We start from the raw sequence: 24,001 nt of genomic DNA on the forward strand, positions 1-24,001 counted from the left end.
GACGGGCCGGCTCGAAAATCGGCTCGCGGCGATCAGGTGGGCGGGGTGCCCTGCCCTGCCTGCTCGAGGTGCGCGGCTCGCCACGCGCTCTCCTCGCTTCGGGAGAAATTGCTCGCTTCGGCCTGGGCTCCGCAGCTGCATTCGACGATCGCGGTGCGGTGGGTTCCGTGTCCCTCGTATCGCTTGGGGATCGTCAGGTGGTGGCGAGCGTGTTTTCCGGCTCTCCCCTGGGCGCGATCTTCGTGGGCTTCTACGGCCTGCAGGACGGTGAGGCCTGCGTTGCGGCAGCGGAGCAGCCACCCGGGGTCCGGTGTAGGGAGGCTTCGGCCTGCGATCTCCGAGCGGACGGTGATGAGCCAGGGGCGAGGTGGTGCGCTCGAGGCCGCGGTCATGCTGTCCTGCCAATTTGGTCGAGGTGTACTCTCTATATATTAGGTGTCATCAAGGCTCTATTTGTACTTGTATCGGAGGTTGTCATGGCTGGCCAGATGATCGGCTTCGCGGAGATCGCGGAGAAGATGGGCGTTGTGCTGCGGCATGCCCGAATCGCGGTGTCTAGTGATCCGGACTTCCCCGAGCCGCTCACCCCGCCGGGCTTTCGCTCGCCGGGCTGGGACGAGAAGGTGATCGACGCATACCTCGAGAAGCGGACGGAGCGATCGTTCGGGCGAGTGGGCCGGCCGCCGGCAACGGCTGAGGGGCGCCGTGTGAAGCTCTCTGCGGAGCAGAACGAGAAGATCCGTCACCTGGTGCGTGAGCATGGGTCGATCGCCGCTGCGTCCCGTGTGCTGGGGATCTCGGAAGTGACGATGCGTACCCGTTTGAATGGTCGATCTTCGTGGGTCGATGCGGAGTTCCCGAAGCTGGCAGCGCACCTCGGAGTCTCAGAGTCTGAGCTTCGCGGAGAGTGAGAGGGACGATGGAGCTGAACGAGGTCTGGAGCGATCGCCGACTCGGCATCGCTCTGATGAACCGTCTCAGCGCTTTCGGTCGACGAGGCCACGTTGACACTCGTCTGATCGCGAGGCACTTCGAGGTGTCTCCCGGGACGGTGCGCCGGTGGATTCGGGAGGGCGTGCCTCGCTCGAGGGTGGAGGCGCTGCGCGAGCTCGTGCTGCCGCCGGCGGCGGTGCTGCGTCAGGAGGACATTGACCTCGCCTACGCCCGTGAGGCGCTGTGGGATATAGGCGGCCGCGGAGCGCCCGTGAGCGATCTCTGGATTGAGAACGGGTGGCTCAAGCCCCATTCACTCGCGGTGGTCCTTTTCGGCGACCGTCAGCTGTGCACGGCCCGTCTCGGCCGCTCTGATGGTGATCGCACGTTCGCGCGGATGCGTGCCGACGGCGGCGAGGTGATCGAGCTCGTGGAGACCTTCAGGAACCGTTTCGCGGCTCAGATCGCCAAGATCGAGCTCCTGCAGTATGTGTCGGAGTGGAGGGTCTCTCTTCCCCATGGTGCGGTGAGTCGCGGCCACACGGAGGCCTGGCTGGCGTCGGCGCCGCGGCCGACGCTCGAGGAGCTGCGGACGCACCCGGCCGTCAAGATCCCGCACACCAAACCTCGGAAAAAGACGAGCGCCTGACCGCTTGATTCCCCGGGACATGAGAGAGGGCCGCTCCCAGCTGGGAGCGGCCCTCTCTGTGTGACGTTCACGCCAGGCGTGCGGCGAGCTCGTCGATCTTGTCGGGGCGGAAGCCCGACCAGTGGCCTTCGTCGGTGACGATGACCGGCGCCTGCATGTAGCCGAGCGACTTGACGTGCTCGAGCGCCGCGGGATCCTCGGAGAGGTCGTGGAGCTCGTACTCGATGCCCTTGGCATCCAGCGCGCGATAGGTCGCGTTGCACTGCACGCAAGATGGCTTGGTGTAGACCGTGATCGACATGTTCACCTCCTCTCTGCGAGTTAGGGAGCTGCGGCAGATGCCGCGTGCTCGGTGACGGTGATGGTGAGGGTCATGCTGGGTGCGTCGGTCTTCGAGGTGAAGTCCATCGTGAGGCCGCCTCCGAAGTTCTGGCGGACGTACTGGGCGACGGCCGCGAGGACCATTTCGGTCGCGTCTTCTTTGTCGAGAAACTGCGTGCCGGCCTTGTCGATGCGACCGATGTGGATCGCCTCGTGGAATGCGGCAGCCTGGACTCCGTACTTGGCTGTTGTGGGCTCTGACATGCTCATCTCCTTCGGTTAGTTGGCTCGGGGGTCGTCGCCGTATGGGTGCTCGTCGACGCGGAACTCGTCGATGCTGCGGAACTCCCAGTTGTCGGGGTAGCGACCATCGCTGTAGAGGGCCTGCAGGTAGCCGAGCGCGGCATCTTCGCCGTCGGTTGCGGCGATCTGCATGAGGGTCGAGTACTCCTCGGCGGTGATCTTCACCTGGCTGTTGCGCTGGCGCATGCCGTGGTCGCTGTCGGCGATGCCCTGGTAGCCGTGGACGCGGACGCGGACCGGCTTGCTGCCGGTGAGGGCCTTGTGGTGCTGCGCTGCGCGGCGGAGGGTGCGGGCTCGGCCGGCCTTCGTGGTGACCGACTGTCGGTTCTTTGTGGTGATCTTCTTCAGGTTGTCAGCCTTGGGCTTGTTCTCGCCGCGGATCCACCGCTGAACGGTGCGCTGGCTGACGCCGAGACGACGGGCCGCCTCTTTGGTGTCGACGCTCTCGGCGCCGCCGCGGACGGTGCCATAGACGTTCTGCAGCATCTCCTTGATGCTCACGTCTTTCGCCGGCGTGGGTGTGCGCCCGGAGAGGCCGGAGAAGATCTTGTTCCGCCGCGCGGCGGGGTCCTGGGATGGTTTCTCGCTCATCGTCATCTCCGCTTAGAAGGGTTCCGTGAGGAAGGCTTTGCCCTCGTACCGACCGCGCCCGGTGAGGAACTGCAGGTGGCTGGCGAGGTCGGTGACCCCTTCGGGCTTGAACTGTCCGAGGCCGCGGCCGAAGTTGCGCTCGTGGCCAGGCCATGCCTTCGCGGGGTCGGACTCGTTGCTCGTGTAGAGCACGGTGTCAGCGGTGATCGCGACAGGCCACCGGCCGGTGTCGGTGCCGATCTGATGCACGCGGCGGATGATCGCGCCCCGGGCCTTGGCCTGGATGGCGTGGTACCGCTCGGGGGCGAAGAGGTCGCGGCCGCGCTGGTGCTCGAAGCTGGCCATGAGACCGAGTCCGCGCTTGTAGAGCGTCTTCACTACGGCTCGAGCTGCGATGTCGTCCGGGTCGACGGTGTCGAGGGTGATGAGTGCATCGCGGACCTTGCTGTACCAGGTGTCAAGCAGCCTGGTGTGGTTCTCCCAGACGTACGCCTCCTGGATTTCGAACTCGTAGCCGAGGTCGATCGCGATCTCCAGGGTGGGGGTGGTCACCCAGGTCAGCTGACCGGTGAAGTCCTCGTCGCGGTTCCGCGGATCCAGCGGGTTCGGGTAGAGCCACTCGCTCTTGGCGGGCATTTCGATCCGCCAGTATCCGGGGGTGTTCTTGTTGAACTGGATCGCGGAACCGGGCTGCATGTAGGTCGGGGCGCCGACCCCGAGCTGGAGGCCGGCGACTCCGGCGAGGTAGGAGCCGCCACGGTCGAAGCCGTGCACGTACGTGTGGCTGAGTTCTTCCTCGGTGGGCTTGCGGTGCCAGTTGATGTCCTGCTCGAGGGAGGCGATCTCTGCCGGCGGAACCGGGTCGGAGGGCGCGAACCGCAGCAGGCGCTGCTCCTTGTTCGGCGCGGTGGTCTTCATGAGGTCGTGGCAGGTTGTGGCTGCAGAGATCGAATAGGGGGCGCCGAGCGCGTCAGCGAAGCGCTGCAGTCGACGGGCGACGTCGGCCGGACCAGCTGCTCCCTCGAGCATTGGCTGGAAATCGTCCTTGAGGGCGGGGATGATCACGAACCGGCCGCGCAGCTCCGGGTTCTCCGGGTGCCAGATCCGCGTCGTCGCGTTCAGCGACCGTTCGGTACCGCCGACCTCCCAGCCGGCGTCGATCGCGTCGGTGATGAACGGGATGTCCTTCGTGCGCTTCTTCAGCTCCTCGGTGAAGTCGAACGTTCCCGGCTCGGGGAGATCCTGCAGCGGGAGTCCGAGCTGCAGGGCGGCCCCGAGGGTCACGAACAGCTGTCCGTCCTCGGTCTTCCAGCCGTTCTTCGCACCGAGGCGGAAGTGAGCGATGAGCTGGGCGACGTCGCCGAGGTGGCGGATCGGGTGAGGCAGCTCCACACGCTCTCCGGACGGCATCCAGAGCCCGTCGACGTGTAGCACGGCCGCTGCACCCGTGAACGCGCTTGAGGACGGCGCAGGGGCCTTGGGTGCCGCGACAGGGCGTGTGGCGGCCGCGGGCTGCACCGGAACAGCAGGAGCCGTCACGGGCTCTGCTGTTGGGGCCTCAGCAGCCGGGAGGGCGGCAGGACGCTCGCCCGCGTCGACCTGGTCGACGTCGAACAGCGAGGGTGCGGTGTGCGGGCCGTCAGACGGCCCTGTGGGGCCTTCCGAGCCGTCTGCGGTTGTCGGGGTGTCTCCGTCGCCGCCAGCGCCGATGAGGGCCGAGAGCGGGATCTCCCAGACGCGCTGCAGCACGCCTTCGATGCGGCGGCCGAGAGCTGCGCGGCCGCCGTTGTCGGGAGTGACCCATCCGTGTGCGATGAACGAGGATCCGATCGACATCGGGGTATCACTGAGGCTCTCGCCGGCGCCACGGGCAACACGGGAGATGAGCTCGTAGGTGACTCGCGGGTGCAGCAGCAGCTTCGCGTCCGCACCTTCGCCCTTGATCGCACCGATCCGCGGCCCGTTGGGCAGCAGCATGTCGTGCGGCGGGTTGCCGCGCACGGTCCATCCGAACTGCTGGGCGTAATCGGGTGCGGCGCCGTCGGTGGTGCTCAGGTGCGCCATGTTCGTGGCCAGACCCTCGCGGATCAGCTCGATCGTGGTCATACCGGGGTCGCCGGCGCCGTGGTCCTGGCGGCGGATCGCGACGTGGATACCTTCGATCGCCCAGGTGAGGAACTCGTCGGCTTCTTCGCGGCTGAGCGCGCCGACGTCGACGAGCATCCGCAGCATGATGTGGACGCCGTGGGTCGCCGCGACGGCGGCCTTGGTCATGCGGCCCTTCGCACCATCGGCGTGCGGCAGCGGTGCGATCCGCTTCAGCCACATCGTGGAGAGAGTCTCGTTGCTCGAGGGTCCCGGGGTGTCCTCGTCGAAGAATTCCTTCTCGAGCGACCGGCGGTGCTTGCACAGCCACTGGATCAGTGCGGCGCCGAGAACGGCACGGGCCTGGCGGCGGTCCTTCTTCTCGAGGTCGGCGAACGTCTCGGGGGTGTTGGGGATGTCTCCGGGGCTGATGCCGATCGTGAACACACGCTGCAGGCCGGAGCCGTGCAGCCCGACCTGACCGGTGGCGATCACCGATGCGTCGATCGGCTTGCTCTCGGTGGTGCCGCCGCGGGCCTTGCCGATCACGCGGGGTGCGCGGTCGAAGATGGCGCGGGCGAAGTTGTCGATCTTCGCTTCGGCTTTGCGGGCGTCCGATGCGTCGACGAAGTCATCGGCGAGCACGGGCATGTGGCTGACGTGCTGGGCGAGGAGGCGGATCATGCCGATGAAAGAGCCGCCGGCCTGGGTCGCGGACAGGATGGTCTTGCTCGCCCCGACGCGGTCGTTGAGATCGGGGGCGAAGTAGTGCATGGCCTGGCGGCCGCACGAGGATTTACCGGAACCGGGGGCACCCTCGAGGTAGGTGATCAGCGGGACCGGTGCGAACGGTGCTTCCCAGACCAGGCCGAGGAGCGGGGCGATCACGCGAGCGGGGAGCTTCTCCCGTAGCGATTCGGTGCCCTGCAGCCAAGCCTCGCGCAGCACCTTCGGGTCCTGGGTGGGCTCGGGGACGGTGAGCTTCTGGATGCTGCCGGGCATCCGGACGTCGACGTCGAGCTGGCCGCTACTGGTGATCGCGCCGCCGCCGTGGACGAAGAAGTCACCGAGGTCAGTCTTGCGCCACCCGGTTGCGGTGTAGATCCGGTTGTACGAGGACGGTGCACGGCGGGCGCGGTGGATCGCATTCCAAGCCATGTCGCGGCCGCGGCGGGAGGAATCCTCGAGCATGCCCGGCCAGCCCATGCGCTGGTGCCACTCGCCCTTCTGCAGGGTGTCCAGATCCCAGACGACGGTCGAGCGCTCGACGATCACGTTCTGCTCGTCGTCGTATAGCGGCCGTCCGGTCTCGGGGTCGCGGGACCAGCGGGAGAACTCGACGACCATCTCGCTCAGCGGGGATGCCGTGTTCTCGTCACCGTCGTCCTCGAGCGAGGCGGAGGCAATCTCCGCCCAGCCGTCCATGATCAGGTGGAAGCGGGGCTTATAGCCGCCGTCCTCGTCCGGGACGTACTTGACCTGCACGGTCTGCCCGTTGCGGACCCGGTACTCCGTGCCGATGTTCGGGGCGCCATCGTCGCCGGGGATGAACTCGTGGCCACCGAATCGAGGCGGCTCCTCGGCTCCGTCGACGCCGTCGGTCTCGATCGGGGTGACGCTCTGGTCCTGGTCACGCCATGCTGTGATGCTCACGGGAGGGCGAATGTCGGCGAGCTCGTGAGCTTCGCGGGCGATCTGTGCGGCCTGGTCGATGATCGCGTCGGCGTTATTGAGCGCGTCGTGAGTGATCGGGTCGTCGCCGGAGTAGTCGATCCGTGCCCGGGTGAGGGTGTCGACCATGCGGCGGAAGCGGATGTCGGACTCGGTCGCCCAGGTTTCGGCTGCCTCTCGGTGCTGGGGGGCTGCGGGGCCGGCGGAGGGGATCAGTTTGAGGTGGGCCTGGATCTCGCGTCTGCACACGTCGACCGACTTGATAGCCCGCTGCGCTTCGCCGACCGCGGCGAGCAGGGCGGACTGGCGGGCGGATATCTCCTGAAGCTCGTCGGCTCCGAGCCCTACGGCGAGGTGGTCGCTGAGATCGGCCTTGTCCATGTCGATGGCGGGGCGCAGCAGCGTGACGGATGCGGCGACGTCCTTGAGGAGCCGGTGCATGGTGACGCCGCGCTTGTACCCGGCAGCATCGCAGTCGACGACGACATTCACGGTCGCGCCGGAAAAGATCGTGACGAGCTCCTCGGGGAAGCTGCCTGCACCTTGGGCGTTCGTGGTCGCGGTCAGCCCGGCTTCGATCGCGTTGTCTGCGTCCTTCTCGCCCTCGACGATCCACACCGGGGTGCCGTTGGCGATCGCGTCGAGCAGCTCGGCGTGGCGGTACAGCACGGGGGCGAACTCGGCGGGCTTCTTCGTGAGCCAGCGCCCCTTCTCACCCATGAACCGCTGCCGGAACCTCTTGTGGGTGGTGCCGTCGAGCTCTGTCTGTTCGCGGATGACCTCCTCGACCACGTTGCCGGCGGTGTCGGCATACGGGTAGGTGAGAACACGCTTCCAGGTGGCCTTCTTTAGACGCTCCTCGAGGCCTGCGTCATCGTCCTCGGTGATCCGGCGCGGCACCTTGTGTGTGGGAACGAACTTCGTGCGGGTGGCGCGCTTCTTCCGCTCGCCACGCTCGGTCTCAGGCAGCGGCTCGTCGAAGAGGTCCTGCGGGGTCAGATGGATCGCGGCGGCGATGTCGCGGTATTCGGCGTGGCAGGTGAAGCAGTTGAACAGGACGGCGCCGCGGCGGCTGTCCCACTTGACGCTGAGGGAACGGTTGGAGTCACCGTGGACGGGGCAGAGCGCCATGAACTTGTCGCCGCGGATCGACTCGGGCTTGAAGCCGCCGGCGTCGAGAGCGTTCCAGACGCGGTCGACCGAGGAGCGCTGCGTAGCGGTAGGGGGCGAGATCAGCGTCACGTCAGCTGTCCTCCCCCGCGCAGAGCACGGAGGAGACGAACAACACGACTAAGTATCTGGTTCAGAAAAAGACAGAACTGCGCTACCATGGTGCTCGAACACCTCCTTACATGTTCAACAAAGGGCCGGTTTTCCGGTTCTTGTCCCTCGACAGGACTTACAACTTCACAGGATCGGATCTACCGCCAAGTAGATGTCGAACCTCACCTTCTTCGAAGATCCCCCGAGCGCCAACTCGCGGGGATCTTCTTCATTTCTAGGCCGATCGCGCCAGAGGCCGCTCCTTCCGTGCGATGGCTGCACGAGCGCGAGCAGTCGCAGCTGATCGCTGTTCCTCCTCGAGCCCCGAGAGCTGCTGCTGCTTGCGTTCTTCCGCAGCTGCAGCTCGCTCAAGCTTTGCTTTCTCGATCTCCTCGAGCACATAGCCCGGGATCGGCAACCCGTCTGCCTCAGCGAGGCGCATGGTCGCGTACGAACCGACCGGGATGCCGAGCTTCTCGGCGTGCTCTCGGTAGACGGCTCCCTGGTCAGCGGGAGGACGCACTGTGAAGGCGTCTCGGTCACCGCGGCTCTTGGGAGGCATGCCGCCACCATAGCGGCTACCTGATTCAGCATCAAGGATTGCGTGGCGTGTCCGCGTGTTGTCTTCACGCTAGCCATAGGTGCAGATTGCCAGCGGGATCGGACATCCGCTCTGAACATATTTTTTCGTAGGCTCGCGATGTGTATAGACGGTTGTCTTCTGGTGGTAACGGGTAACAGCGGTGACATTGGTGGATAAAAGCCAGGTCAAACAGTATTAAATCCTGTTACCCGCTGATTCTGGGGTGGTAACGAACGTGGTAACAGGATCGCGAGGAGTTTAGGAAAACCGCCGGTCAAAACAGAAAAGAGCTTCCACTCGGAGTGAGTGGAAGCGCTCCTCGCCTCAGGCGGGGTTCTTGGTAACAGGGCCTCTAGGTGACCGCTGACAGAGCTACATCCCACACTCGTACGAGCTTTCCGTCGATGCGTCGCCCTACTGTTCGGGCCTTCCCGGAGGACGACGGCAACGCCCTGAGGAGTGAGAGTCCCTCGGAGATCTGCCGGGTGGAGTACGGGAAAGAGCGTCCTTCGCGAGTTGCGATGGATGTGGCGCGGCTGATGGTCTGGGCTGGATGCAGGAGCACCCGATCTCCCCGGACTATGCCGAATTCGGATGCGCCCGCCGCGCGGATGATCAGTAGGAGCTCCTGAGCAGCAGTGCGACTGTCCCCGAGTCCTCGATCCCGATCGGGCTCTTCGTGGTCCTGGTCGATCGCGCGGAGCGCTCGAGCAAATGGGTCGGCGAAGTCGGGACTCCACACACTCTCGAGGTCGTCCAGAGCGGCGCGCTCGATCACCCACGCCTTGCGTTTGATCCCGTTGTGCGTGCGGGTTACGGAGCTGTGGGTGCCTTCGCCGGTTACCACGCCCAGGTTGAGGAGTCCCTCGCCGATGTCGCGGACGTTCCAGGGGAACTGTCGTCCGTCTCGAGTGGCCCGGTCTTTCACTCGTTGAGTCGCTGGGGTTGGTTGGACGAGCAGGTGATCGCCGCGGGTCCAGCTGATGTCGTCCAGCTCGATCTCCGGCAGATATCGAAGGAAGTAGTCCGCGGCCGCGCTGAAATTGATGGGCAGCAGCGACACGTCATCGCGCCCCACATAGCGTCGCGCCTGTGCGTAGGTGATCTTGAGGACGTCGGGGACGGCTGTGAGGCGCTGGACGTCCCGAAGGGCAACGCGGATGGCAGAGCCGAGCGCTTGATCGTGGAGGTCCTCCCCTCGAGCGCGTAGCCGACGAGCCTCCTCGACGAGCTGCTGCGCTTCCTCGAGGTTGCGGGGCGTGGTGAAGCCCTGTGATTCGGCCCCGGTCATCGTTCCTCGCTCCCCGGATGCGACCCGCGGTTACGTGGGTCGTCTTCCTGTTCACGGATGTACTGCACGAACCCGGGAATGGTGATGCGCAGTCGGCCGTGTCCTTCGGTCTGGATCAACCCTTTCTCGAGCAACTGCGATCGGACGTCGGAGAGGCTGGTCGTAGTGACGCCTCGAGCTGCGGCGATCGCGGCACGCTCGACGCCGTCAACGCCCTCCTGGAGCCATGAGAGTGCGACGAGGAACTTCTTCTCCGCGGGGGTGGTGGCGGACCAGCGGGCGGCGAAGAGCGCGTTCATGTCGCGGTCGACGATGCCGCGGGCTTGCTCAACGTGCTCGAGGGTGATGGTGCCGCCTGGGTCGGGGCGCCCTGCCGCTGTCCAGGCTGCGTCGCCGTACAGCTGCACTGAGTAGGGATAGCCGGCTGCGAGTGACGTTGCTCGCTCGAGGGCTGGTGGTGTCCAGGAGACGCCGACATCTGCTGCGGGGTCTCTGAGTGCTGCGACCATGGCGCCGATGCTGAGCATCTCGAGGGGGCGGTAGGCAAAGCGCTCACTGAAGGTGACGGCGCTGGCGATGTGCTCGGGGGCATTGGAGAGTCCAGCGGCGAAGACGGCCACGGGGAGATCGGGGGCTTCTGCCTGGAAGTGTTGCCAGGCGGTGGCGAGAGTTCGGATGCCTGCAGGGTCAGCGGACTGGATCTCGTCGACGAACAGGATGAGTGCTGGCGTGCGGTCACGGTTCTTCGTGACTGTGTTGAGGATCTCTTCGAAGTCGCGGGCCTCGAGTTCGCCGGCTGCCGGCGTCGGGTCGCCGCCGGTCGTGATGGAGGCGATGCCGGGAATGCCGAGGGTGAGGTTGGCGGAGTCGAGGTGTTTCGCGATCGCCGCGGCGCGTGGCCATTTCTGGGTCTCTTTGCGGATGCCCTTGAGGAGTTGCGCGATCAGGCCGCTTTTCTCGCCGCCGGTGACCCAGATGCAGAGCACGCCGCGTTCTTGGGCGCGTCGCTGGTAGGCGCGAAGGAGGGATGTCTTTCCGATTCCCCGCTCGCCATGGTCGACGTTGATGCGTCCGACGAGCTGCTGCAGGTCGACGAGGATCGAGAGCCGTTCATCGAACTCCTCGAGGAGCTCGCCGCGGCCGGGGACGGATCGCGCGACGACGCCGGGTGTGTAGGGGCTGCGCTGCATCATCCCGCCTTCCGATAGGTTCCGATAGTTCAAGACCAATTATCGCAAGCTATCGACCTGATGAACAGAGCCTGCGCTATCCGCCGTTGATCGCCGGCCCGTCGAAGTCAGGGATCTTGCGGGTCAGTGGCGGTGCCGGCACCTGGTGTCCGCAGTCGCCGCAGCGCCAGCTGCCGGGCTCGTCCCTCATCAGCGTCCCGTCGACCGGGCATGCCGGCTGCGTGGACGGGAGGATCGTGAGAGCGTCCATCGCCGCGCGCAGTGCCTCCGGGGGCACGACGTAGGCGGGATCCCACGCGATGAACGACTGTTCTCTGCTCGAGCTGCGCATCCGGATTCCGACGGCCCGGGCCGCACGTCGCAGCTCACGGCGGAACTCGTCGACGGGTGCGGGGATTTCGGACTGTAGGAGAGCGATGCTGCCGGCGTGCTGCAGCCGCGCGACGTACGCCTGGTAGTTGATCGCCATCTTGGGCATCAGGCGGCGCCGTCCGCGATGACGGTCACGACCCAGTCGCTGTGGTCGGTGTCGGGATCATCGGTGTCGAGCCAGTCGCGTACCTGCTGCTCTGCTCGCTCGAGGGATCCCACTTGAGTCTGGACCATGCCCGCGATCCACAGCTCCCAGCCTCCAACCCACTGAGTGGCCCTCGCGACGATCCGTACCGTCTCCAAAAAGCTCTGGTCGCGCGAGTTGACGATCGCCTCGCAGTCCTCGCAGGGGCGGAACGCTGGCAGCTGGCGCGCGAAGCCAGGACCGTTGAAGAACGGCACCGTTCCGCACACCGATCGCCCGCCCTCGTAGAAGTGCTGCCGGCCTGGGCTCACGATGACTCCCCAGAAGGCGTCCTCCACGTTTCCCTGCCACCCGCTCGGAGTGCGGACGCCGTTCGGCTGCGGCCGATCGAGCAGCTCCACTGTGCCATCGGTCGGCCGCGCGAAATCTCCCATCCACTGCGGGGAGTTCTCGAGAATGTGGGTGAAGTCGGGATCGTCCTTGGATTCCGGCATGATGAACGATTCGACGGGGATCTGTTCGCCGTTGGGCAGCGTCCAGGTGAAGCGGACCAGGTCGCGATACTGGACGTCGTTCCAGGAGATCTCCATAGGTGCACCCTCCGTGTGCGGGAGCGCGGCGAGACCGCTGCGCCTAGCTACAAGCTACTGGGGCAACCGCCCGGGACCAGGGGCGAGCCAGAAGGGGATCTCGCCGGTGACCAGCCATAGGACGAGCGTGATGAGCATGTAGCCGCCGCCGACGATCCCGAGAGCCGTCATGAGCAGAGTTACGACCATCTCCGGTTTCATCGTTCTGTGTTCTCTTCATCGGAAACGGGGCGTCGCACGACGTTTCGGCCCTCGAAGCTGACTCCGGGTGCCATCGGAGGAAGTTTCTCGCCGATGGGCTCCCAGGTCGCGACGTCGATGTTGCTTTCCAGGGTCCCGGACTCGATCCTTCGGTTGAGCTCGAGGCGAAGACGTGCCTCAGCTGTGGGCGAGGCCGTGATGAGAGAGCGCGAGATCTCGGTGAGAGGGGTGACGCCCGGCGCGGTGGGAGTCAGGCCGAGAATGTCCATCCTGAGCTGTGGGTCGCGGTCCCAGAACTGGATGAACTCGGTTCCGCTCGGGTCGAAGAGGTCGATGTACCACGTCACCATGGCGACCTGGTCGAGGTTCACGAGCTCTTCCACCTCGGGATCTCCGCGACGCTTGCTGCGGTGAATCGAGATCTGCCCGGAGTCGTCGACGACGAGAGTCACCTTCGGACGAGTCAGGCGCAGCAGCAGGGAGCCGGCCCCAATCGCCAGGAGCAGGAGGAGAACGGCCGCGCCGGCGTAGCCGAGGCTCTCCCACCAGCGCAGGGGCAGGGGCGAGCCGAGTTTCGTGGAGATCAGATCCAAGGCGATCGCGCCGGCAACGGCGGCGACCAGCACTAGAGCTGTGGTCAGGATGATCGTTGAGAGCGGGATGAAGGGTCGCATGGGCGAGGTCCGATCAGAATGCGGCGATGGAGGCGGCCGCTGCGGCGACGACTGCGCCGGCGATGAGGTACGGGCCGAACGGGAGCCGCTGACCGGACCCACGGCGCGCGATGAGCGCGATCGCGTGCGGGGCGCTGAGGAGGTAGGCGAGGACCGTGGCGGCGATCACCGCGGTGATGCTGTGCCAGCCGAGGAGGAGGCCGATGACAGCCCCGAGCTTGACGTCTCCGTATCCGATGGCCCCGAACAGGCTCATGGCCGCGTAGGCGCCCCACAGCGCCGCTCCGAGGCCAACAGCGCCCAGGAGACGCCACCAGTCCCCGGAGATGGCCGTCTGAGCCGTCAGAGAGGCGCAGACGGCTGCGGCGAGGGGAAACAGGAGCCTGTTGGGGATCCGGTGCTCGCGAGCGTCGATGATGCTGATCGGGATCCCGAAGCTGACGAACAGCGCGAGCGTCAACCAGCTGGCGAGGTTCTCGTCGACGAGCGCGGTCAGTCCGAGCAGAACGCCGCCGACCGCGGCGGCCGCGAGGGGCTGCCAGGTCAGGGTGCGCGGGGCGGCGCTCTGCTCGAGGACGGTCATGGTTGTCAGCTGGCCATGGCGTGGCGGCCGCGGATGGAGTTGATGAGTTCCTGCGTCTCTTCGTCGGGCTCCAGTCCGTCTTCGATCGCGTCGAGCTGCAAGTGCAGCTGGGAGACGATGCGCTCGAAGGCGACCATGTCGCCGGCGAGGTGCTCGGCGCGCATCGCGTTGCGCCAGGCGAGCTCGTTGCTCGGGTCGATCTGTCGGCCGACGGATGCCGCGAACCGGGCGTTGGGGATGTCGCCGGCGCGCAGGGAGCGCGTGGCGAGCTCGTGTGCGGCATCGGCGATCTCGGCGATCATCTCGGTGCGGATCCGCTCGGCCCAGACGTAGCGGCGCTCGGCCACCCCGCTGAACGGCTGACCCTTCACCAGGTGCATCGCCTGGACGAGGTCGGTCGTGTCGGCCGAGGCCGGATCCGGCGTGACGAGCTCGCGCCACACGTCCCAGTCCGATCGCACCTCAGAGTGCAGGCGGTAGCCCTGCGTTCCGACCTTGGGCACGAACTCCTCGCCCTCATTCGTCTTGCCGAGCCAGCGCCGTGCGCGAGAGGTGAGACCGTTGCGGCTCTTCTGAGCGCTGTCCCCGCGCGGGTCCTTGCCCGGCCAGAGGGCGGCGTGAACGTCGACCGCGGTCGCTGGCCCGTGCAGGGCGAGGAAGGCAATCAGCTCGGTAGCCCGGGCGGTGTGAGACATGGTCGCGGTGCGGGGCTCGGGGCCGCGGGCGCCGTGGATCTCCACATTCCCGAGCAGCTGCACGTATGGGATGCCGAACAGTTGCACGATCGGTCGCATCGGAGCCGGGACCACCGAGGCAGCCGCCGTCGCCGGCGTCTGCTCGACGGCAGGCTCGGCCGCCTTCTCGGTGTCCGCGGCGGCATCCTCGGCGGCGGCGACTGCGGCCTCCGGCTCGGCCTCCTCGGCGGCGGCCACCTCGGCAGGGCCGGTGGTGATGGACGGGAGCATGCTCTGCAACACGTTCTTCCACTCGCCGTCGTCCTCGTGCTCCTCGTCGACGTCGCCGTCGCTCTCCTCGTCCGCGGCCGTGGCGTCGACGAGAGCCGGCTCGTACGCCGTGGTCGTGATCGACACCTCGGCCTCGGACGGGAGCTCGTCGAGTTCGAGCTCCAGGCTCTTCGCCTCCTCGCCCTCCGCGGGCGCATCGGTGGTCGCGAAGAGATCGAGGATCCGGCGCAGTTCCTCGCCGTCGATGATCTGCGGCGTAAGCGGGATGCCCGTATCTGCGCTGGGGATCTGCAGCGTGGCCTCAGCGCCGGTGTCCGTGGTGGTGGAGGCGACGACGTTCAGCGCCCACTCCCCTGCCAGATGGCCGGACGAGACCGCCGCGATACCGACGCGGGGGACGCGCGTGACGAGCTCAGCAAGCTCCGCAGCCTGCTCCGGTGCCGGAAGGTCGCCGAGGAGAACGATCTCGGGGAACCAGCCCTCGGCGTCGACGCCGGTGGAGCGGGCCTCCTCGATCGACTCCACGCCGAGCTCGGCGAGAGTGCGGTCGGTGTCCGCGGCCTGTGCGCGCAGCTCCTCGAGCAGCCGGTCGACGTCGTCGACGTGGCGAACGCGCCCGGTGTCGAGAGCGACCGGCAGGCCGGGTGCGACGCCCACTAGGGTCACGCGGAGATCCTCACCCCACTGGCTTGTGGCCAACTCGATCGCGAGGGCGTTCATCGCTCCCCCGACGAGCTCCTCGTTGCCGGCGAGGTTGAGGGCGCCGATGAACTCGAGGTCGACCAGGAGGTGCGCGTTGAGCGGGTCCTGGCCGATGGTGACCAGGGCAGGGTATGGCGCGCTCGGCGTGCGGGTGAGAGGCGGGAGCTGTCGAGGATCGACGCTCCACGCAGTGCGGTCCTCCGAATCCGCAGCGAACGGCGCGGGGAGATCCGTAGGCGCGTCGAGGAACAGGCTGATGCCGTCCTCGGCCAGGCGCAGCGCGTACAGCGGCGGGAGTGCGTTGTCGGAGTCCTGAGCCCAGACGGCGAGGTGGCGCAGTGCGTGGTCGACGTCGTCGATGCCGAGACGCTCCTCGACCGCACGCAGCTCCAGCTCCATCGTCTCCGCATCACCGGAAGGCATGGCGATCCGCTGGCCGGCTTTCCGTTCGCGCTGCTGCTTACGGCGCCGTACAGCGAGAACGCTGAGCAGCCCGGCAGCTGCGACGGCACCGATTCCGCCGGCAGTGCGGATGTTGAAGATCTCGTCGATCCAAGAGGTGCCATCGGCATCATCGTCGACGACGTCGACAGGCGCGTCGACGACGGGGACCTCCGGCCGGTGCTGCGCCTCTCCGATCGGCTTCTCGACGTCCGTGGCTGCAGCGCCCGACGTAGCGGTGTCCTCGGCCGAGGTGCCGGAGGTAGCCGGGTTCTCTGCTGCGTCCTGGTCTGCGGTCTCATCGACGTCGTCCACGATCGGTGCATCATCGACGACGGGCGCCTGGTCGACTATGGTGGCCTCAGCGGGAGGAGTGACCGCAGCGGGAGCCTCAGCTGCAGAGGCAGGAGCAGCTCCGGGGACGGTCACGACCCAGCCGGGCATGATCATGTTCGGATCGGTGAGTTTCTGGCCGTCTGGCTGGATGGTGCCGCGAGAGGCGTCTGCAATCTCCCCGAAGCGCTCTCCGGCGCCGAGCTCGTCCTCTGCGATGTCCCAGAGAGTGTCGCCAGTCTCCACGACCACCGACTCGGCTTCCGTCGATGCCGGCGCCGAGTTGGCGGCCGTTGTTGCGGCGTCCGCGGGGAGGGTGAGCACCCATCCGGCATTGAGCCAGTGATCGGTGGTGAGCGCGTGGCCGTCGGCCTGTGTGACGCCGTAGTTCAGCTGCGCGATCTCCTTCCACCGTTCGCCGTTGCCGAGCGTCTGTTCGGAGATCCGCCACAGCGAGTCTCCATCTTTCACGGTGAACGTCGGGGCATCCGCTGCCGGCGTCTCCGCTGCCGCCGGTTCCGGTGCCGGTGCAGCGTCCGCAGCGACAACGGTGGAGTCAGCTGACGCGGTCGCCGCAACGGGCGTGGAGGTGTCGGCCGGTGCATCTGCAGCGACTGCAGCGAGCGGTGCGGCGACGGTGGAGAACATCACGATGATCGCGCCGAGCATGGCGCCGGAGAGCTGCTGAGGAAATGAGAAGGCGGGGATCTTCGGTGCCTTGATGTGGCGGACGCGGGCGCCGGCCTCGATGACGAATCCGACAGCGAAGAACGCCCAGAGAAGCCACCCGACGATCGGCAGGATGGTGCCGATCAGGAAGTGGCCACCGTAGTCGGGCGTGGTGAGCATCCGCAGCAGCCCGTCCCACGAGGGGATCGGGTTGCCTGCGAAGACGATCAGCCCGACGGGGATGCCGACGAGCAGGACGACCAGCGCGACCAGCGCACCGAGACCTCTGAAGAACCTCATGATCCTGCTCCTTCTCAGTTGTTGACTGACTGCATCTCGTTGACCTCGAGCTCAGCGTTGCTCTGGGTCGTCAGCGGGATGGTCCCGCTCTGTCCGCCTGCCTGCCACTCGAACACCCACTGGCTCGTGGCCGTGACGTGATAGCGATCGCCAGGACGAGACTCGCTTGTCTGCGTGTACTCATAGCCGCACGTCGGGCTGTTGGTGACGCCGGCGCTGGGCGTGTACGCAGTTCCAGGGTTGCCACAAGTGACGGAGCCACCGTCGCCCATGTCCCACCGGATCGACGTCACCCGAACCGAACCGGTGACCGTGATCCCGCCCTCGGTCTCGCTCACCGTGTAGCCGTTGTACGTGGTCGGGCTAGGGTTCGCGACCCACAACCACACCGGGACACCGACATGCGTGCGGCGGTACCCCCACTCGGGATTCACCTGCGGCGCCATCCCGACTTCAAACGCCTGGACGTTCAGCCGAGCTGAGATCAATCGAGCGGCCTGGGCGGGAGTGATCCCTCCGCCGTCCGGAGGAGTGGCAAACCATCGGGACACGTAGAAACCACTCCCGGGATCGCATGGCTCATACCAGGCGCCTTCGCCCTCTGCCTTGCCTGCAGGGGGCGGGGATTGCGGGTCGACGAGCTTCCAGCAGGGACCCTCTTCCCCGCCGCCATCCCCGCCGCCATCGCCGGGATCTTCGCCACCCGGACCTCCAGGGACCTCTACCTCGATGATGCACTGGCCCCACTCGTCGTACTGAGCGCACCCCGCTGCGTTGGCAGCCGGAGCAAACCCGATGGCAACCAGAATCAGGGCGAGTGCGCCCAATAGGCCTGACCTGATTACTTTGCGCATTCTGTGCTCCCCGGATCCTGCGTGTAGCTGATGACGATCCACCGGCTCTCGGCTTTCACGAAACGGGCGACAACCTCGACCTTGACCGGGGCACCTGGCGTGATCGCCTGCCCATTGGCGTCGGTTCCAGTGAGGCCGCTGTAGTCGAGGCATCCGTAGAGGATGGGCTGTCCGAACTCTGACTCGGTGACGCCATTCGCGCGAGCGGGTGCGGCGTATGACTGTCCCTCGAGCAATGTGAACTTCACGTTCCCCTTGGACTTGATGGACTTCTCGGCGGCGCTGGCGATCGAGCGACGGGCGGCTTCCGCTGCCGAGTCAACTGCGATGGTGTCGATGAGAGCAGCGTCTTCAGGGTGTTCGTTACGGATCTCGTCCCAGATGCGGAAGTACTCCTGAGCGGTGGCGTACCCGGCGGCGATCGCGTCGGTGTCGCTGGCAGGTTCCGTCGCCGCGGTCTGCGTCGGCGTTGGAGTCGGCGAGCTCGTCGACGATTCGGTCGGCTTGGGTGTGGGCTCAGCGGTGGGGGTGCACGCGGTGAGGAGCCCGAGCGCGAGGACGCCGGCGGCGGTGATGCCGGCGATCGTTCGGATGGCCTTCATGGGGATCTCCTTCATTGGGTGAGCAACGTGGCGTTGGCTTCGCCCTCGACGGGGAGGGTTTCGACGCCGAAGAGGCTGATGAATCGGGTCTGGACGTTGGACCAGACGCGGACGGTGATCTCGCCGCCCTGTGCGGTGGCGGTGCCTTCGTAGCCGGCGGCGCGAAGGTAGTCGAGAGCGACTTGCTCTGCTCGAGCAGAATCCATGGTGGAGGTTCCGAGGGATACGGCGTCGGCGCCGATCGCGCTGGTGCCTGCTCGAGCTGCAGAGCTGGCGACGAATTGCGCATCCTCGTTGCCGTGGTACGAGATCGCGCTGTCGATAACGACCCCGACGAGGCCCATGAGGAGGGCGATGGTGAGGACGAAGAACGCCATGACCCCGCCTTCTTCGGGGTCGCGCTGGCGGAGCTTGGTGATCAGCTGTCGCATTATTCGCGCTCCTTGTACGGGTCAACCGGCGATTGCTCGGTGACGGTCACCACGCGCGTTCCGGGGATCCCGGGGAGCGCGATGTCGGACAGGTCGAGTGTGCAGGTTACGGTGGCGCTCACGGTGCCGACAACCCCGAGCGGGGCGTTGATGCCGGAGCTATCGATCGTGACCGAGAGGCTGGTGCAGTTCACCCCGGCGTTGGCGAGAGAGGCTTCGGCCATGTTGCGGGCGTTGAGCTGCGCGGCTTCGGAGGTGCTGGACAGGGATGCTTCACGCGCTGCGGCGCCAGCGGAGGACTTCACCGACAGTTCGGTCATGCCGATGCGACCGAAGGCGACTAGGGCCAGGACGAGGATGAGGAAGAGCGGCGCGACGAGCACGATCTCGGTTGCGGTCGAGCCTTGCTCTCGCTGCATCATGCGGCGGATCCAGATCTTCATTCGATCCACCTCTCGACAGGGGCTGTCGCTGTGCGCTCGATGGCGCCCCACAGGTCGAAGAACGAGTTAGTTCGGCCCGTGACGGTGACGGTGACGGCGGTGTCGTTGCGGGTGATCGTCACGCTCGCGTCGAGGAGGTTCGAGGCGTGGGAGTCGATGTAGTCGTTGCCGACGGAGGTTGCGTTGGAGACGTTGCCCTCGTAGAGGCGGGCTTCGTTGAGTGCCACATTCGCGGCCGACTGTGCTGCGTTGCCGGCGTCGTACCAGATCGCTCCTTGGATGGCCACGAAGACCATGCCGGCGAACAGCGGGAAGAGGAGCACGAACTCCACGTTGCCGTCACCGCGCTCCCCCGACACCCTCTTGCGGAGAGTGTGGAGAAGCGCGGTGACGCGACGGGAGAGGTTCATGCTCAGAACGGGTCGACGATTTCGGCGAGCCGGGCTTCGAACCAGCCGCTCACGATGCCGTAGACAATGCCGGCGAGGACGATGACGCCGATGATGACGAGGACCCAGGTGACGAGGCTGTCGCCCTGCTCACGCCGGCCTTTCATGTCGTCGACGAGACCGTCGAAGTAGACGCGCAGGAAGATCGCTGCGCGGGTGATTGGGTTCATAGTGCGGCCTTTCGTTGCGGTGCTGTTGATAGTCATAGGTGGCGATTTCGTGGTTGATCGGACATCACCCCGTGAGATTCATCAGGAACGGGGTCATGAGCATGCCGAGCACCACCATGGCGACGGTCCAGCCGCCGATCGAAGTGAAGTCGTCGCTGATCTTGTTTGCCTTGGACATCTCGGCCTGGAGTACCTTCACGCGCATCCCCTTTCCGGTCGCCCTCAGTGTCTCATATATGGAAGATCCGTTCTCGTCCGCGGTTCGGGTGATCCGGGCGACTTCAGCGAGCTCGGGGACCCCGATGCTCTCGGAGAACTGGTTGAGTGCTTCCCAGGCGGGGATGCCGGAGAACCGCGCACGGTTGAGCTCCTCACGGATCCGGACGAAGACCCAGCTCTTGCCGATCTCGGCCGCATTGGTGAGCGCGACGGTGGGGGGTGCGTTGCGCTTGCGCTCGGCTGCGACGAGCTCGAGGTAGATCGCGATTCCGCGGGAGAACTCTTCGCGTGCTGCCTTGGAGGCCTTCCTCAGATCACGGTCTGCACCCGTCCAGCCGATGACGGCGAGCGGCAGGCCCAGGACCGAGATGGGGAGGGCGATACCGCCGACGCCGACCATGTTGAGCACGAATGCCAGCAGGCTCGGCGCGATCAGCAGCAGCAGGGCGTCCCGGGTCTTCTGATAGAGGTACCGGTTTACCGGGGTTCCGACGAGCTCGAGATCTCGGACGGGGACCGTGAAGCCCGGGAGGTCGGGCAGTCGCCGGTGAACCCATGAGCCCACGCGCGTTTCCAGGTCGCCCCGAGTGTCCCCCTCGAGGGTGGGGATCGATCCGATTCTTTCGGCGACGGCGGAGAGGCGAGGCTGACGCGGCAGGAGAGCTGCGACCACGAGTGCGAGACCGGCGCCGATCAGCGCGCCGGGGATGAGGATGATCTGCCACATGGTTCAGCTCCTCGCGGCGTTGGGGTTGGCGAGGATCCGCGGCAGGGGCCGGGTCCGAGTGAGACGTCGCAAGAAGAACAGTGCGGCGACGTAGAGAGCCATCCACATGGCGAGCAGCAGCTGCCCGAGGGGGGTCTTGTACGGGGCGAAGAACGTCGACTGACCCAGGAACGGGAACGCGCAGAGAAGCACCAACGTGATCATGGTGATGACCTGGATGGTGCGCTGTGGCTTGACGCGGTCCGCTGCGATCTGACGGCGGCTCTTGACCTCGTCGAAGACATCCTCCGCCAGGTCGTCAAGGGCGCTGGCGAGGCCCGCTCCTCGCTGCTTCGCCGCGAGGAGCAGCTGCGCGACGATCAGGTCGCCCGTGGCGTCGTGCAGGTCCTCACCGAACGCGCTGAGAGCATCCTCGATCGGCCACCGGCTGGTGAGTCGAGCGGCGAGGCGTTCGACTTCCTTGCGGATCGGCGGAGGGGTCGAATTCACCGACGTCTGCAGCGCGGATTCGAGACCGATGGAGCCTCCGGAGATCATCCCGGACAGGCTGCGCGTCCACGTCTCGAGCGCCTGCAGCTTATCGATGTCGTCGTTGTCGACCTTCCCGCCGATGAGGATGGGCAGAAGGATCGCGAAGACCGGGCCGGCGAAGATCATCACGGTCCACCCGGAGACCATCCACAGCAAGATGCCCAGGGCCAGGCCCGCGCCGCCGGCGATGACGTTCCGGCGGGTGAAGAACTTTCGTCCTCGTGAGACGGCCCGCTTGACCCTCTTCGGGAACTCGCGGCTGCGGTCCTCGGGTGAGGGGAAGATGCCGACGAGGACGATGAGTAGCCCGAGGAGTGCCAGGCCGACCATCAGCGGGAACGCTGCGGGGCTCATGCTGCCGCTCCTTCGATGTTGTGGAAGAACCCGCGATCGAGGCCGGCTTCGAAGAGCACCTCGTCCATGCCCTGGGTGGCGCGGCCGACGAGAATCTGTCGGCGAGCCTTGTCGAGGGCGTAGATCGGGTGCGCGACGGGGTAGCCCTCGACGGGCGCGACCTGGGAGATCTCGGTGATCATTCGCTTGATCGTGCCGTCGGAAAGTCGGACCTTGGCGACCTGGATGATGAAGTCGATGTGTCGCGCGATCTGGCGGTAGGCGTATTCGGTGGAGGCGTTGCCTTGGCTCTTCAGGGCGAGGTCGGCGAGGCGTTCGATGGCGTCGCTCGCGGATGCGGCGTGAAGGGTGCTGAGCGAGCCCATACCGGCCTGCATGGCTTGGAACATCGCGTCGACCTCGCCACCGCGGACCTCACCGACGATGATGCGCTGGGCGTCGAGTCGGAGCGCGGATTCGAGGAGGTTGACGAGGGTGATCTCGCCAGGCTGGCTTCCGTCTGCGGCGCGCTCTCCCAGTCCCGGGCGGTACTGCAGCGGCGTGACGATGAGGTGTCGGTCGCCCATGAGATCGAGGTGGAGCTCGCGCTCCTTCTCGATCGTGATGATCTCCTCGAGCGGGTCGATCTCGTTGGAGAGCGCACGGACCATGGTGGTCTTTCCCGCAGCGGGGTGCCCGGAGACGACGACGGACCGGGCTGCACGGATCATCGCTCTCAGGAGGTTGGCCATTTCGATGGTCAGGGATCCCTGACGCACCAGATCGTCGAGGGTGATGTCGATGAAGCGGTGGATGCGCATCACGATCTTGGGGCGCTTCGCGATCGGAGGGTGGGTCGCCTCGAGGCGACCGATGCCGCCGGGGAGATCCATCGAGAGAATCGGGTGTGCGCTGGACCAGGGGCGGGCGCTCTCCCCCTGTTGGGTGGCGATCATCCGGATCTCTTCGACCAGGTCCTCATCGGTCGGCGTGATCTGTGCGACCTTGACCTTCTTGCCGCCGGCGTACTTTACCCAGACGTTGTCGCAGCCGTAGATGTCGATGTTCTCGACGCGATCGTCGTCGACGAGCACCTGGAAACGGCCGAGGCCGTAGAGCCCATCGATAATGGCCTTTGCCATCCGCTGCTGCAGCTCTTGCGTCCACACGCCGCTGTCGCCGTTCTCCGCCGTGATCATGGCCATACGGTCTCTGATCACATCGAGGGCGTGAGCCTGCGCGATCGCGCGCTGGTCTGCCTCGTTCATGCCGGGCCGTTCAGTGATTGATCGCTGCAGCTGCTCGGCGACCTCACGTCGAAGCGTCCGCAGCAGCGTCCAGTCGACCTGCTCGCCGATCACGTACTCATCGACGACCGGAGCATCCGGAGTCGACGCCGGTGTGGCCGTGTTCGGCTGAGACCGGCGGGTGGGCTGGACGGGTGCCCCGGCCGCGGCGATGAGGTGTGCTGCCGGGCCGGATCGTGGCGTCGACGGGAGTCCGGGGATCGCTGCCGGGTCTGGGGAGGTGAAGGCGGGGAGATCGAGGAACGACTCGGCGCCGGTGTTGTCGTTGTTCGGGGTGCTCATGCTTCGCTCTCCTGCTGGCTCGGGCGGGCACCGAGGTGCTCTCGCCGCCGTGCGATGCGCTGCGTGATGGTGGCCTGTGCAGCGCGAATGGAACGGATGTATCCGCTGCTGAGGAACTTCTTGGGCGGCTCGAGTCCGATGCTGAAGGTTGCAGCTGCGCGGGGGTCGTGCTTGATCTCCGCCGCGACCTCGGCCCGCAGGTGCTTGGAGACCTCAGCGCGGTTCCACGTCTCGAACGGGGTGTCCACGAGGAGGAGGTCCAGGTACTCGCCATGGCCGGCGGCGGCGAGCTGCTCGCGCAGCTCAGAGGCGGCTGCTGCGGTTGCGAAGATGTCGGGCAGTGAGGGGTGCATGACGAGGAGGACGCTGTCCGCGATCTGCAGGAGCGGGATCCGAGGGTCACGCGCCGCGAGTCGGCCGAGATCGACGATGACGTCGGTGCCGGCGCTGTCGAGGGTGCTGAGGACCGTACCGAGGCTCCCCCAGAGTGAGTTCATCCCCTGCCCGGCCGACACGTTCGTGAAACCGAGGATCACGTCGCGCTCCTCCGTCAACGGGATGCGCTGTTCCGAGATCTCGTCTGCGGTGAGTGTGCCGTTCTGCTGCGCGATCGCCAGCTGCGTCATGCCCTTCGCGTGAGGCTGCTGACCGCGAAGATAGCCGAGCAGCACGCTCGAGGTCTTCGCGGTATCCGCCTCGACGAGGATCGCCGGACGGTGCCAGGCGAAGGTCAGAGCGAGCGCCGTGGTGGTGACTCCGGGGGCGCCGGAGAAGCTCGCCAGAGCGATGACCGCCATG

Annotated in this window: 25 protein-coding genes; 2 read left to right on the plus strand and 23 right to left on the minus strand. The window is 66.4% G+C overall.

Going from position 1 to position 24,001, the window contains the following annotated elements:
• A partial coding sequence (locus MOX01_RS19335) for a hypothetical protein (protein ID WP_218028596.1) occupies positions 1-911 on the plus strand: 911 nt, incomplete at its 5' end.
• A 164-nt stretch (positions 912-1,075) separates the two neighbouring features.
• Positions 1,076-1,582 carry a hypothetical protein gene (locus MOX01_RS18580; RefSeq protein ID WP_141371039.1) on the plus strand — a complete coding sequence of 169 codons (507 nt, stop codon included), beginning with the start codon at positions 1,076-1,078 and terminating at the stop codon, positions 1,580-1,582.
• Positions 1,583-1,649: 67 nt separating this feature from the next.
• Here MOX01_RS18580 and nrdH read toward each other — a convergent pair whose 3' ends face one another.
• The 23 genes from nrdH to MOX01_RS18690 form a co-directional block, all read right to left on the minus strand.
• Positions 1,650-1,883 carry a glutaredoxin-like protein NrdH gene (nrdH, locus tag MOX01_RS18585; RefSeq protein WP_141371041.1) on the minus strand — a complete coding sequence of 78 codons (234 nt, stop codon included), beginning with the start codon at positions 1,881-1,883 and terminating at the stop codon, positions 1,650-1,652.
• A 20-nt stretch (positions 1,884-1,903) separates the two neighbouring features.
• Positions 1,904-2,167, minus strand: coding sequence for a DUF7446 family protein (locus MOX01_RS18590; RefSeq protein ID WP_141371043.1), 264 nt, complete (start codon positions 2,165-2,167; stop codon positions 1,904-1,906).
• A 15-nt stretch (positions 2,168-2,182) separates the two neighbouring features.
• Positions 2,183-2,797 carry a helix-turn-helix domain-containing protein gene (locus MOX01_RS18595; RefSeq protein WP_170224319.1) on the minus strand — a complete coding sequence of 205 codons (615 nt, stop codon included), beginning with the start codon at positions 2,795-2,797 and terminating at the stop codon, positions 2,183-2,185.
• A gap of 12 nt (positions 2,798-2,809) precedes the next feature.
• On the minus strand, positions 2,810-7,795 hold the full coding sequence (locus tag MOX01_RS18600) for a DUF8841 domain-containing protein (protein WP_141371047.1): 4,986 nt from the start codon (positions 7,793-7,795) through the stop codon (positions 2,810-2,812).
• Between the two features lie 256 nt (positions 7,796-8,051).
• The gene (locus MOX01_RS18605) at positions 8,052-8,378 is read right to left on the minus strand and encodes a hypothetical protein (protein WP_141371049.1); all 327 of its coding nucleotides are present in this window, start codon (positions 8,376-8,378) and stop codon (positions 8,052-8,054) included.
• 373 nt (positions 8,379-8,751) lie between these two features.
• Positions 8,752-9,690 (minus strand): hypothetical protein, encoded by a 939-nt coding sequence (locus MOX01_RS18610; protein ID WP_141371051.1) that lies wholly within the window; start codon positions 9,688-9,690, stop codon positions 8,752-8,754.
• Positions 9,687-10,883: an ATP-binding protein gene (locus tag MOX01_RS18615; protein WP_141371053.1), complete on the minus strand. Its 1,197-nt coding sequence runs from the start codon at positions 10,881-10,883 to the stop codon at positions 9,687-9,689. Before MOX01_RS18615 ends, MOX01_RS18610 begins: the two co-directional genes overlap by 4 nt.
• Positions 10,884-10,956: 73 nt before the next feature.
• Entirely contained in the window at positions 10,957-11,358 is a 402-nt protein-coding gene (locus MOX01_RS18620) for a hydrogenase maturation nickel metallochaperone HypA (RefSeq protein WP_141371055.1), read from the minus strand.
• On the minus strand, positions 11,358-11,987 hold the full coding sequence (locus MOX01_RS18625; RefSeq protein WP_141371057.1) for a hypothetical protein: 630 nt from the start codon (positions 11,985-11,987) through the stop codon (positions 11,358-11,360). The genes MOX01_RS18620 and MOX01_RS18625 overlap by 1 nt, the downstream gene beginning before the upstream one ends.
• A 54-nt stretch (positions 11,988-12,041) precedes the next feature.
• A complete protein-coding gene (locus MOX01_RS19530; protein WP_269140017.1) occupies positions 12,042-12,176 on the minus strand; it encodes a hypothetical protein in 135 nt (44 codons plus the stop codon).
• An 8-nt stretch (positions 12,177-12,184) separates the two neighbouring features.
• Positions 12,185-12,862: a hypothetical protein gene (locus MOX01_RS18630; RefSeq protein ID WP_141371059.1), complete on the minus strand. Its 678-nt coding sequence runs from the start codon at positions 12,860-12,862 to the stop codon at positions 12,185-12,187.
• A 13-nt stretch (positions 12,863-12,875) separates the two neighbouring features.
• Positions 12,876-13,445, minus strand: a complete 570-nt coding sequence (locus MOX01_RS18635) for a prepilin peptidase (protein WP_141371061.1) — start codon at positions 13,443-13,445, stop codon at positions 12,876-12,878.
• 5 nt (positions 13,446-13,450) lie between these two features.
• Positions 13,451-16,855, minus strand: a complete 3,405-nt coding sequence (locus MOX01_RS18640) for a LysM peptidoglycan-binding domain-containing protein (protein WP_141371063.1) — start codon at positions 16,853-16,855, stop codon at positions 13,451-13,453.
• A gap of 14 nt (positions 16,856-16,869) precedes the next feature.
• Positions 16,870-17,301, minus strand: coding sequence for an ATP/GTP-binding protein (locus tag MOX01_RS18645; RefSeq protein ID WP_141371065.1), 432 nt, complete (start codon positions 17,299-17,301; stop codon positions 16,870-16,872).
• 395 nt (positions 17,302-17,696) lie between these two features.
• Positions 17,697-18,311 carry a hypothetical protein gene (locus tag MOX01_RS18650; protein WP_141371067.1) on the minus strand — a complete coding sequence of 205 codons (615 nt, stop codon included), beginning with the start codon at positions 18,309-18,311 and terminating at the stop codon, positions 17,697-17,699.
• A gap of 11 nt (positions 18,312-18,322) precedes the next feature.
• Complete coding sequence (locus MOX01_RS18655) at positions 18,323-18,742, minus strand: hypothetical protein (protein WP_141371069.1); 420 nt, start codon at positions 18,740-18,742, stop codon at positions 18,323-18,325.
• Positions 18,742-19,185, minus strand: a complete 444-nt coding sequence (locus MOX01_RS18660) for a TadE/TadG family type IV pilus assembly protein (RefSeq protein ID WP_141371071.1) — start codon at positions 19,183-19,185, stop codon at positions 18,742-18,744. Before MOX01_RS18660 ends, MOX01_RS18655 begins: the two co-directional genes overlap by 1 nt.
• Entirely contained in the window at positions 19,182-19,595 is a 414-nt protein-coding gene (locus tag MOX01_RS18665) for a TadE/TadG family type IV pilus assembly protein (protein WP_141371073.1), read from the minus strand. The genes MOX01_RS18660 and MOX01_RS18665 overlap by 4 nt, the downstream gene beginning before the upstream one ends.
• Before the next feature lie 2 nt (positions 19,596-19,597).
• The gene (locus MOX01_RS18670; protein ID WP_141371075.1) at positions 19,598-19,804 is read right to left on the minus strand and encodes a hypothetical protein; all 207 of its coding nucleotides are present in this window, start codon (positions 19,802-19,804) and stop codon (positions 19,598-19,600) included.
• A 64-nt stretch (positions 19,805-19,868) separates the two neighbouring features.
• Positions 19,869-20,750 (minus strand): type II secretion system F family protein, encoded by an 882-nt coding sequence (locus MOX01_RS18675; protein ID WP_141371077.1) that lies wholly within the window; start codon positions 20,748-20,750, stop codon positions 19,869-19,871.
• A gap of 3 nt (positions 20,751-20,753) precedes the next feature.
• Complete coding sequence (locus MOX01_RS18680) at positions 20,754-21,635, minus strand: type II secretion system F family protein (RefSeq protein WP_141371079.1); 882 nt, start codon at positions 21,633-21,635, stop codon at positions 20,754-20,756.
• On the minus strand, positions 21,632-23,203 hold the full coding sequence (locus MOX01_RS18685) for a TadA family conjugal transfer-associated ATPase (protein ID WP_141371081.1): 1,572 nt from the start codon (positions 23,201-23,203) through the stop codon (positions 21,632-21,634). The genes MOX01_RS18680 and MOX01_RS18685 overlap by 4 nt, the downstream gene beginning before the upstream one ends.
• A complete protein-coding gene (locus MOX01_RS18690; protein WP_141371083.1) occupies positions 23,200-24,000 on the minus strand; it encodes a CpaE/TadZ family protein in 801 nt (266 codons plus the stop codon). Before MOX01_RS18690 ends, MOX01_RS18685 begins: the two co-directional genes overlap by 4 nt.
• Position 24,001: the final 1 nt, after the last annotated feature.

The sequence above is a fragment of the Microbacterium oxydans genome, from assembly GCF_006540085.1.
GTDB lineage: Bacteria > Actinomycetota > Actinomycetes > Actinomycetales > Microbacteriaceae > Microbacterium > Microbacterium oxydans.

Excerpts from the sequence above, each read along its gene's own strand:
- nrdH (WP_141371041.1), bottom strand. The coding sequence starts at position 1,883 with ATGTCGATCACGGTCTACACCAAGCCATCTTGCGTGCAGTGCAACGCG.
- MOX01_RS18590 (WP_141371043.1), bottom strand. The coding sequence starts at position 2,167 with ATGTCAGAGCCCACAACAGCCAAGTACGGAGTCCAGGCTGCCGCATTC.
- MOX01_RS18595 (WP_170224319.1), bottom strand. The coding sequence starts at position 2,797 with ATGAGCGAGAAACCATCCCAGGACCCCGCCGCGCGGCGGAACAAGATC.
- MOX01_RS18605 (WP_141371049.1), bottom strand. The coding sequence starts at position 8,378 with ATGCCTCCCAAGAGCCGCGGTGACCGAGACGCCTTCACAGTGCGTCCT.
- MOX01_RS18610 (WP_141371051.1), bottom strand. The coding sequence starts at position 9,690 with ATGACCGGGGCCGAATCACAGGGCTTCACCACGCCCCGCAACCTCGAG.
- MOX01_RS18615 (WP_141371053.1), bottom strand. The coding sequence starts at position 10,883 with ATGATGCAGCGCAGCCCCTACACACCCGGCGTCGTCGCGCGATCCGTC.
- MOX01_RS18620 (WP_141371055.1), bottom strand. The coding sequence starts at position 11,358 with ATGCCCAAGATGGCGATCAACTACCAGGCGTACGTCGCGCGGCTGCAG.
- MOX01_RS18625 (WP_141371057.1), bottom strand. The coding sequence starts at position 11,987 with ATGGAGATCTCCTGGAACGACGTCCAGTATCGCGACCTGGTCCGCTTC.
- MOX01_RS19530 (WP_269140017.1), bottom strand. The coding sequence starts at position 12,176 with ATGGTCGTAACTCTGCTCATGACGGCTCTCGGGATCGTCGGCGGCGGC.
- MOX01_RS18630 (WP_141371059.1), bottom strand. The coding sequence starts at position 12,862 with ATGCGACCCTTCATCCCGCTCTCAACGATCATCCTGACCACAGCTCTA.
- MOX01_RS18635 (WP_141371061.1), bottom strand. The coding sequence starts at position 13,445 with ATGACCGTCCTCGAGCAGAGCGCCGCCCCGCGCACCCTGACCTGGCAG.
- MOX01_RS18640 (WP_141371063.1), bottom strand. The coding sequence starts at position 16,855 with ATGAGGTTCTTCAGAGGTCTCGGTGCGCTGGTCGCGCTGGTCGTCCTG.
- MOX01_RS18645 (WP_141371065.1), bottom strand. The coding sequence starts at position 17,301 with ATGGCGCCGCAGGTGAATCCCGAGTGGGGGTACCGCCGCACGCATGTC.
- MOX01_RS18650 (WP_141371067.1), bottom strand. The coding sequence starts at position 18,311 with ATGAAGGCCATCCGAACGATCGCCGGCATCACCGCCGCCGGCGTCCTC.
- MOX01_RS18655 (WP_141371069.1), bottom strand. The coding sequence starts at position 18,742 with ATGCGACAGCTGATCACCAAGCTCCGCCAGCGCGACCCCGAAGAAGGC.
- MOX01_RS18660 (WP_141371071.1), bottom strand. The coding sequence starts at position 19,185 with ATGAAGATCTGGATCCGCCGCATGATGCAGCGAGAGCAAGGCTCGACC.
- MOX01_RS18665 (WP_141371073.1), bottom strand. The coding sequence starts at position 19,595 with ATGAACCTCTCCCGTCGCGTCACCGCGCTTCTCCACACTCTCCGCAAG.
- MOX01_RS18670 (WP_141371075.1), bottom strand. The coding sequence starts at position 19,804 with ATGAACCCAATCACCCGCGCAGCGATCTTCCTGCGCGTCTACTTCGAC.
- MOX01_RS18675 (WP_141371077.1), bottom strand. The coding sequence starts at position 20,750 with ATGTGGCAGATCATCCTCATCCCCGGCGCGCTGATCGGCGCCGGTCTC.
- MOX01_RS18680 (WP_141371079.1), bottom strand. The coding sequence starts at position 21,635 with ATGAGCCCCGCAGCGTTCCCGCTGATGGTCGGCCTGGCACTCCTCGGG.
- MOX01_RS18685 (WP_141371081.1), bottom strand. The coding sequence starts at position 23,203 with ATGAGCACCCCGAACAACGACAACACCGGCGCCGAGTCGTTCCTCGAT.
- MOX01_RS18690 (WP_141371083.1), bottom strand. The coding sequence starts at position 24,000 with ATGGCGGTCATCGCTCTGGCGAGCTTCTCCGGCGCCCCCGGAGTCACC.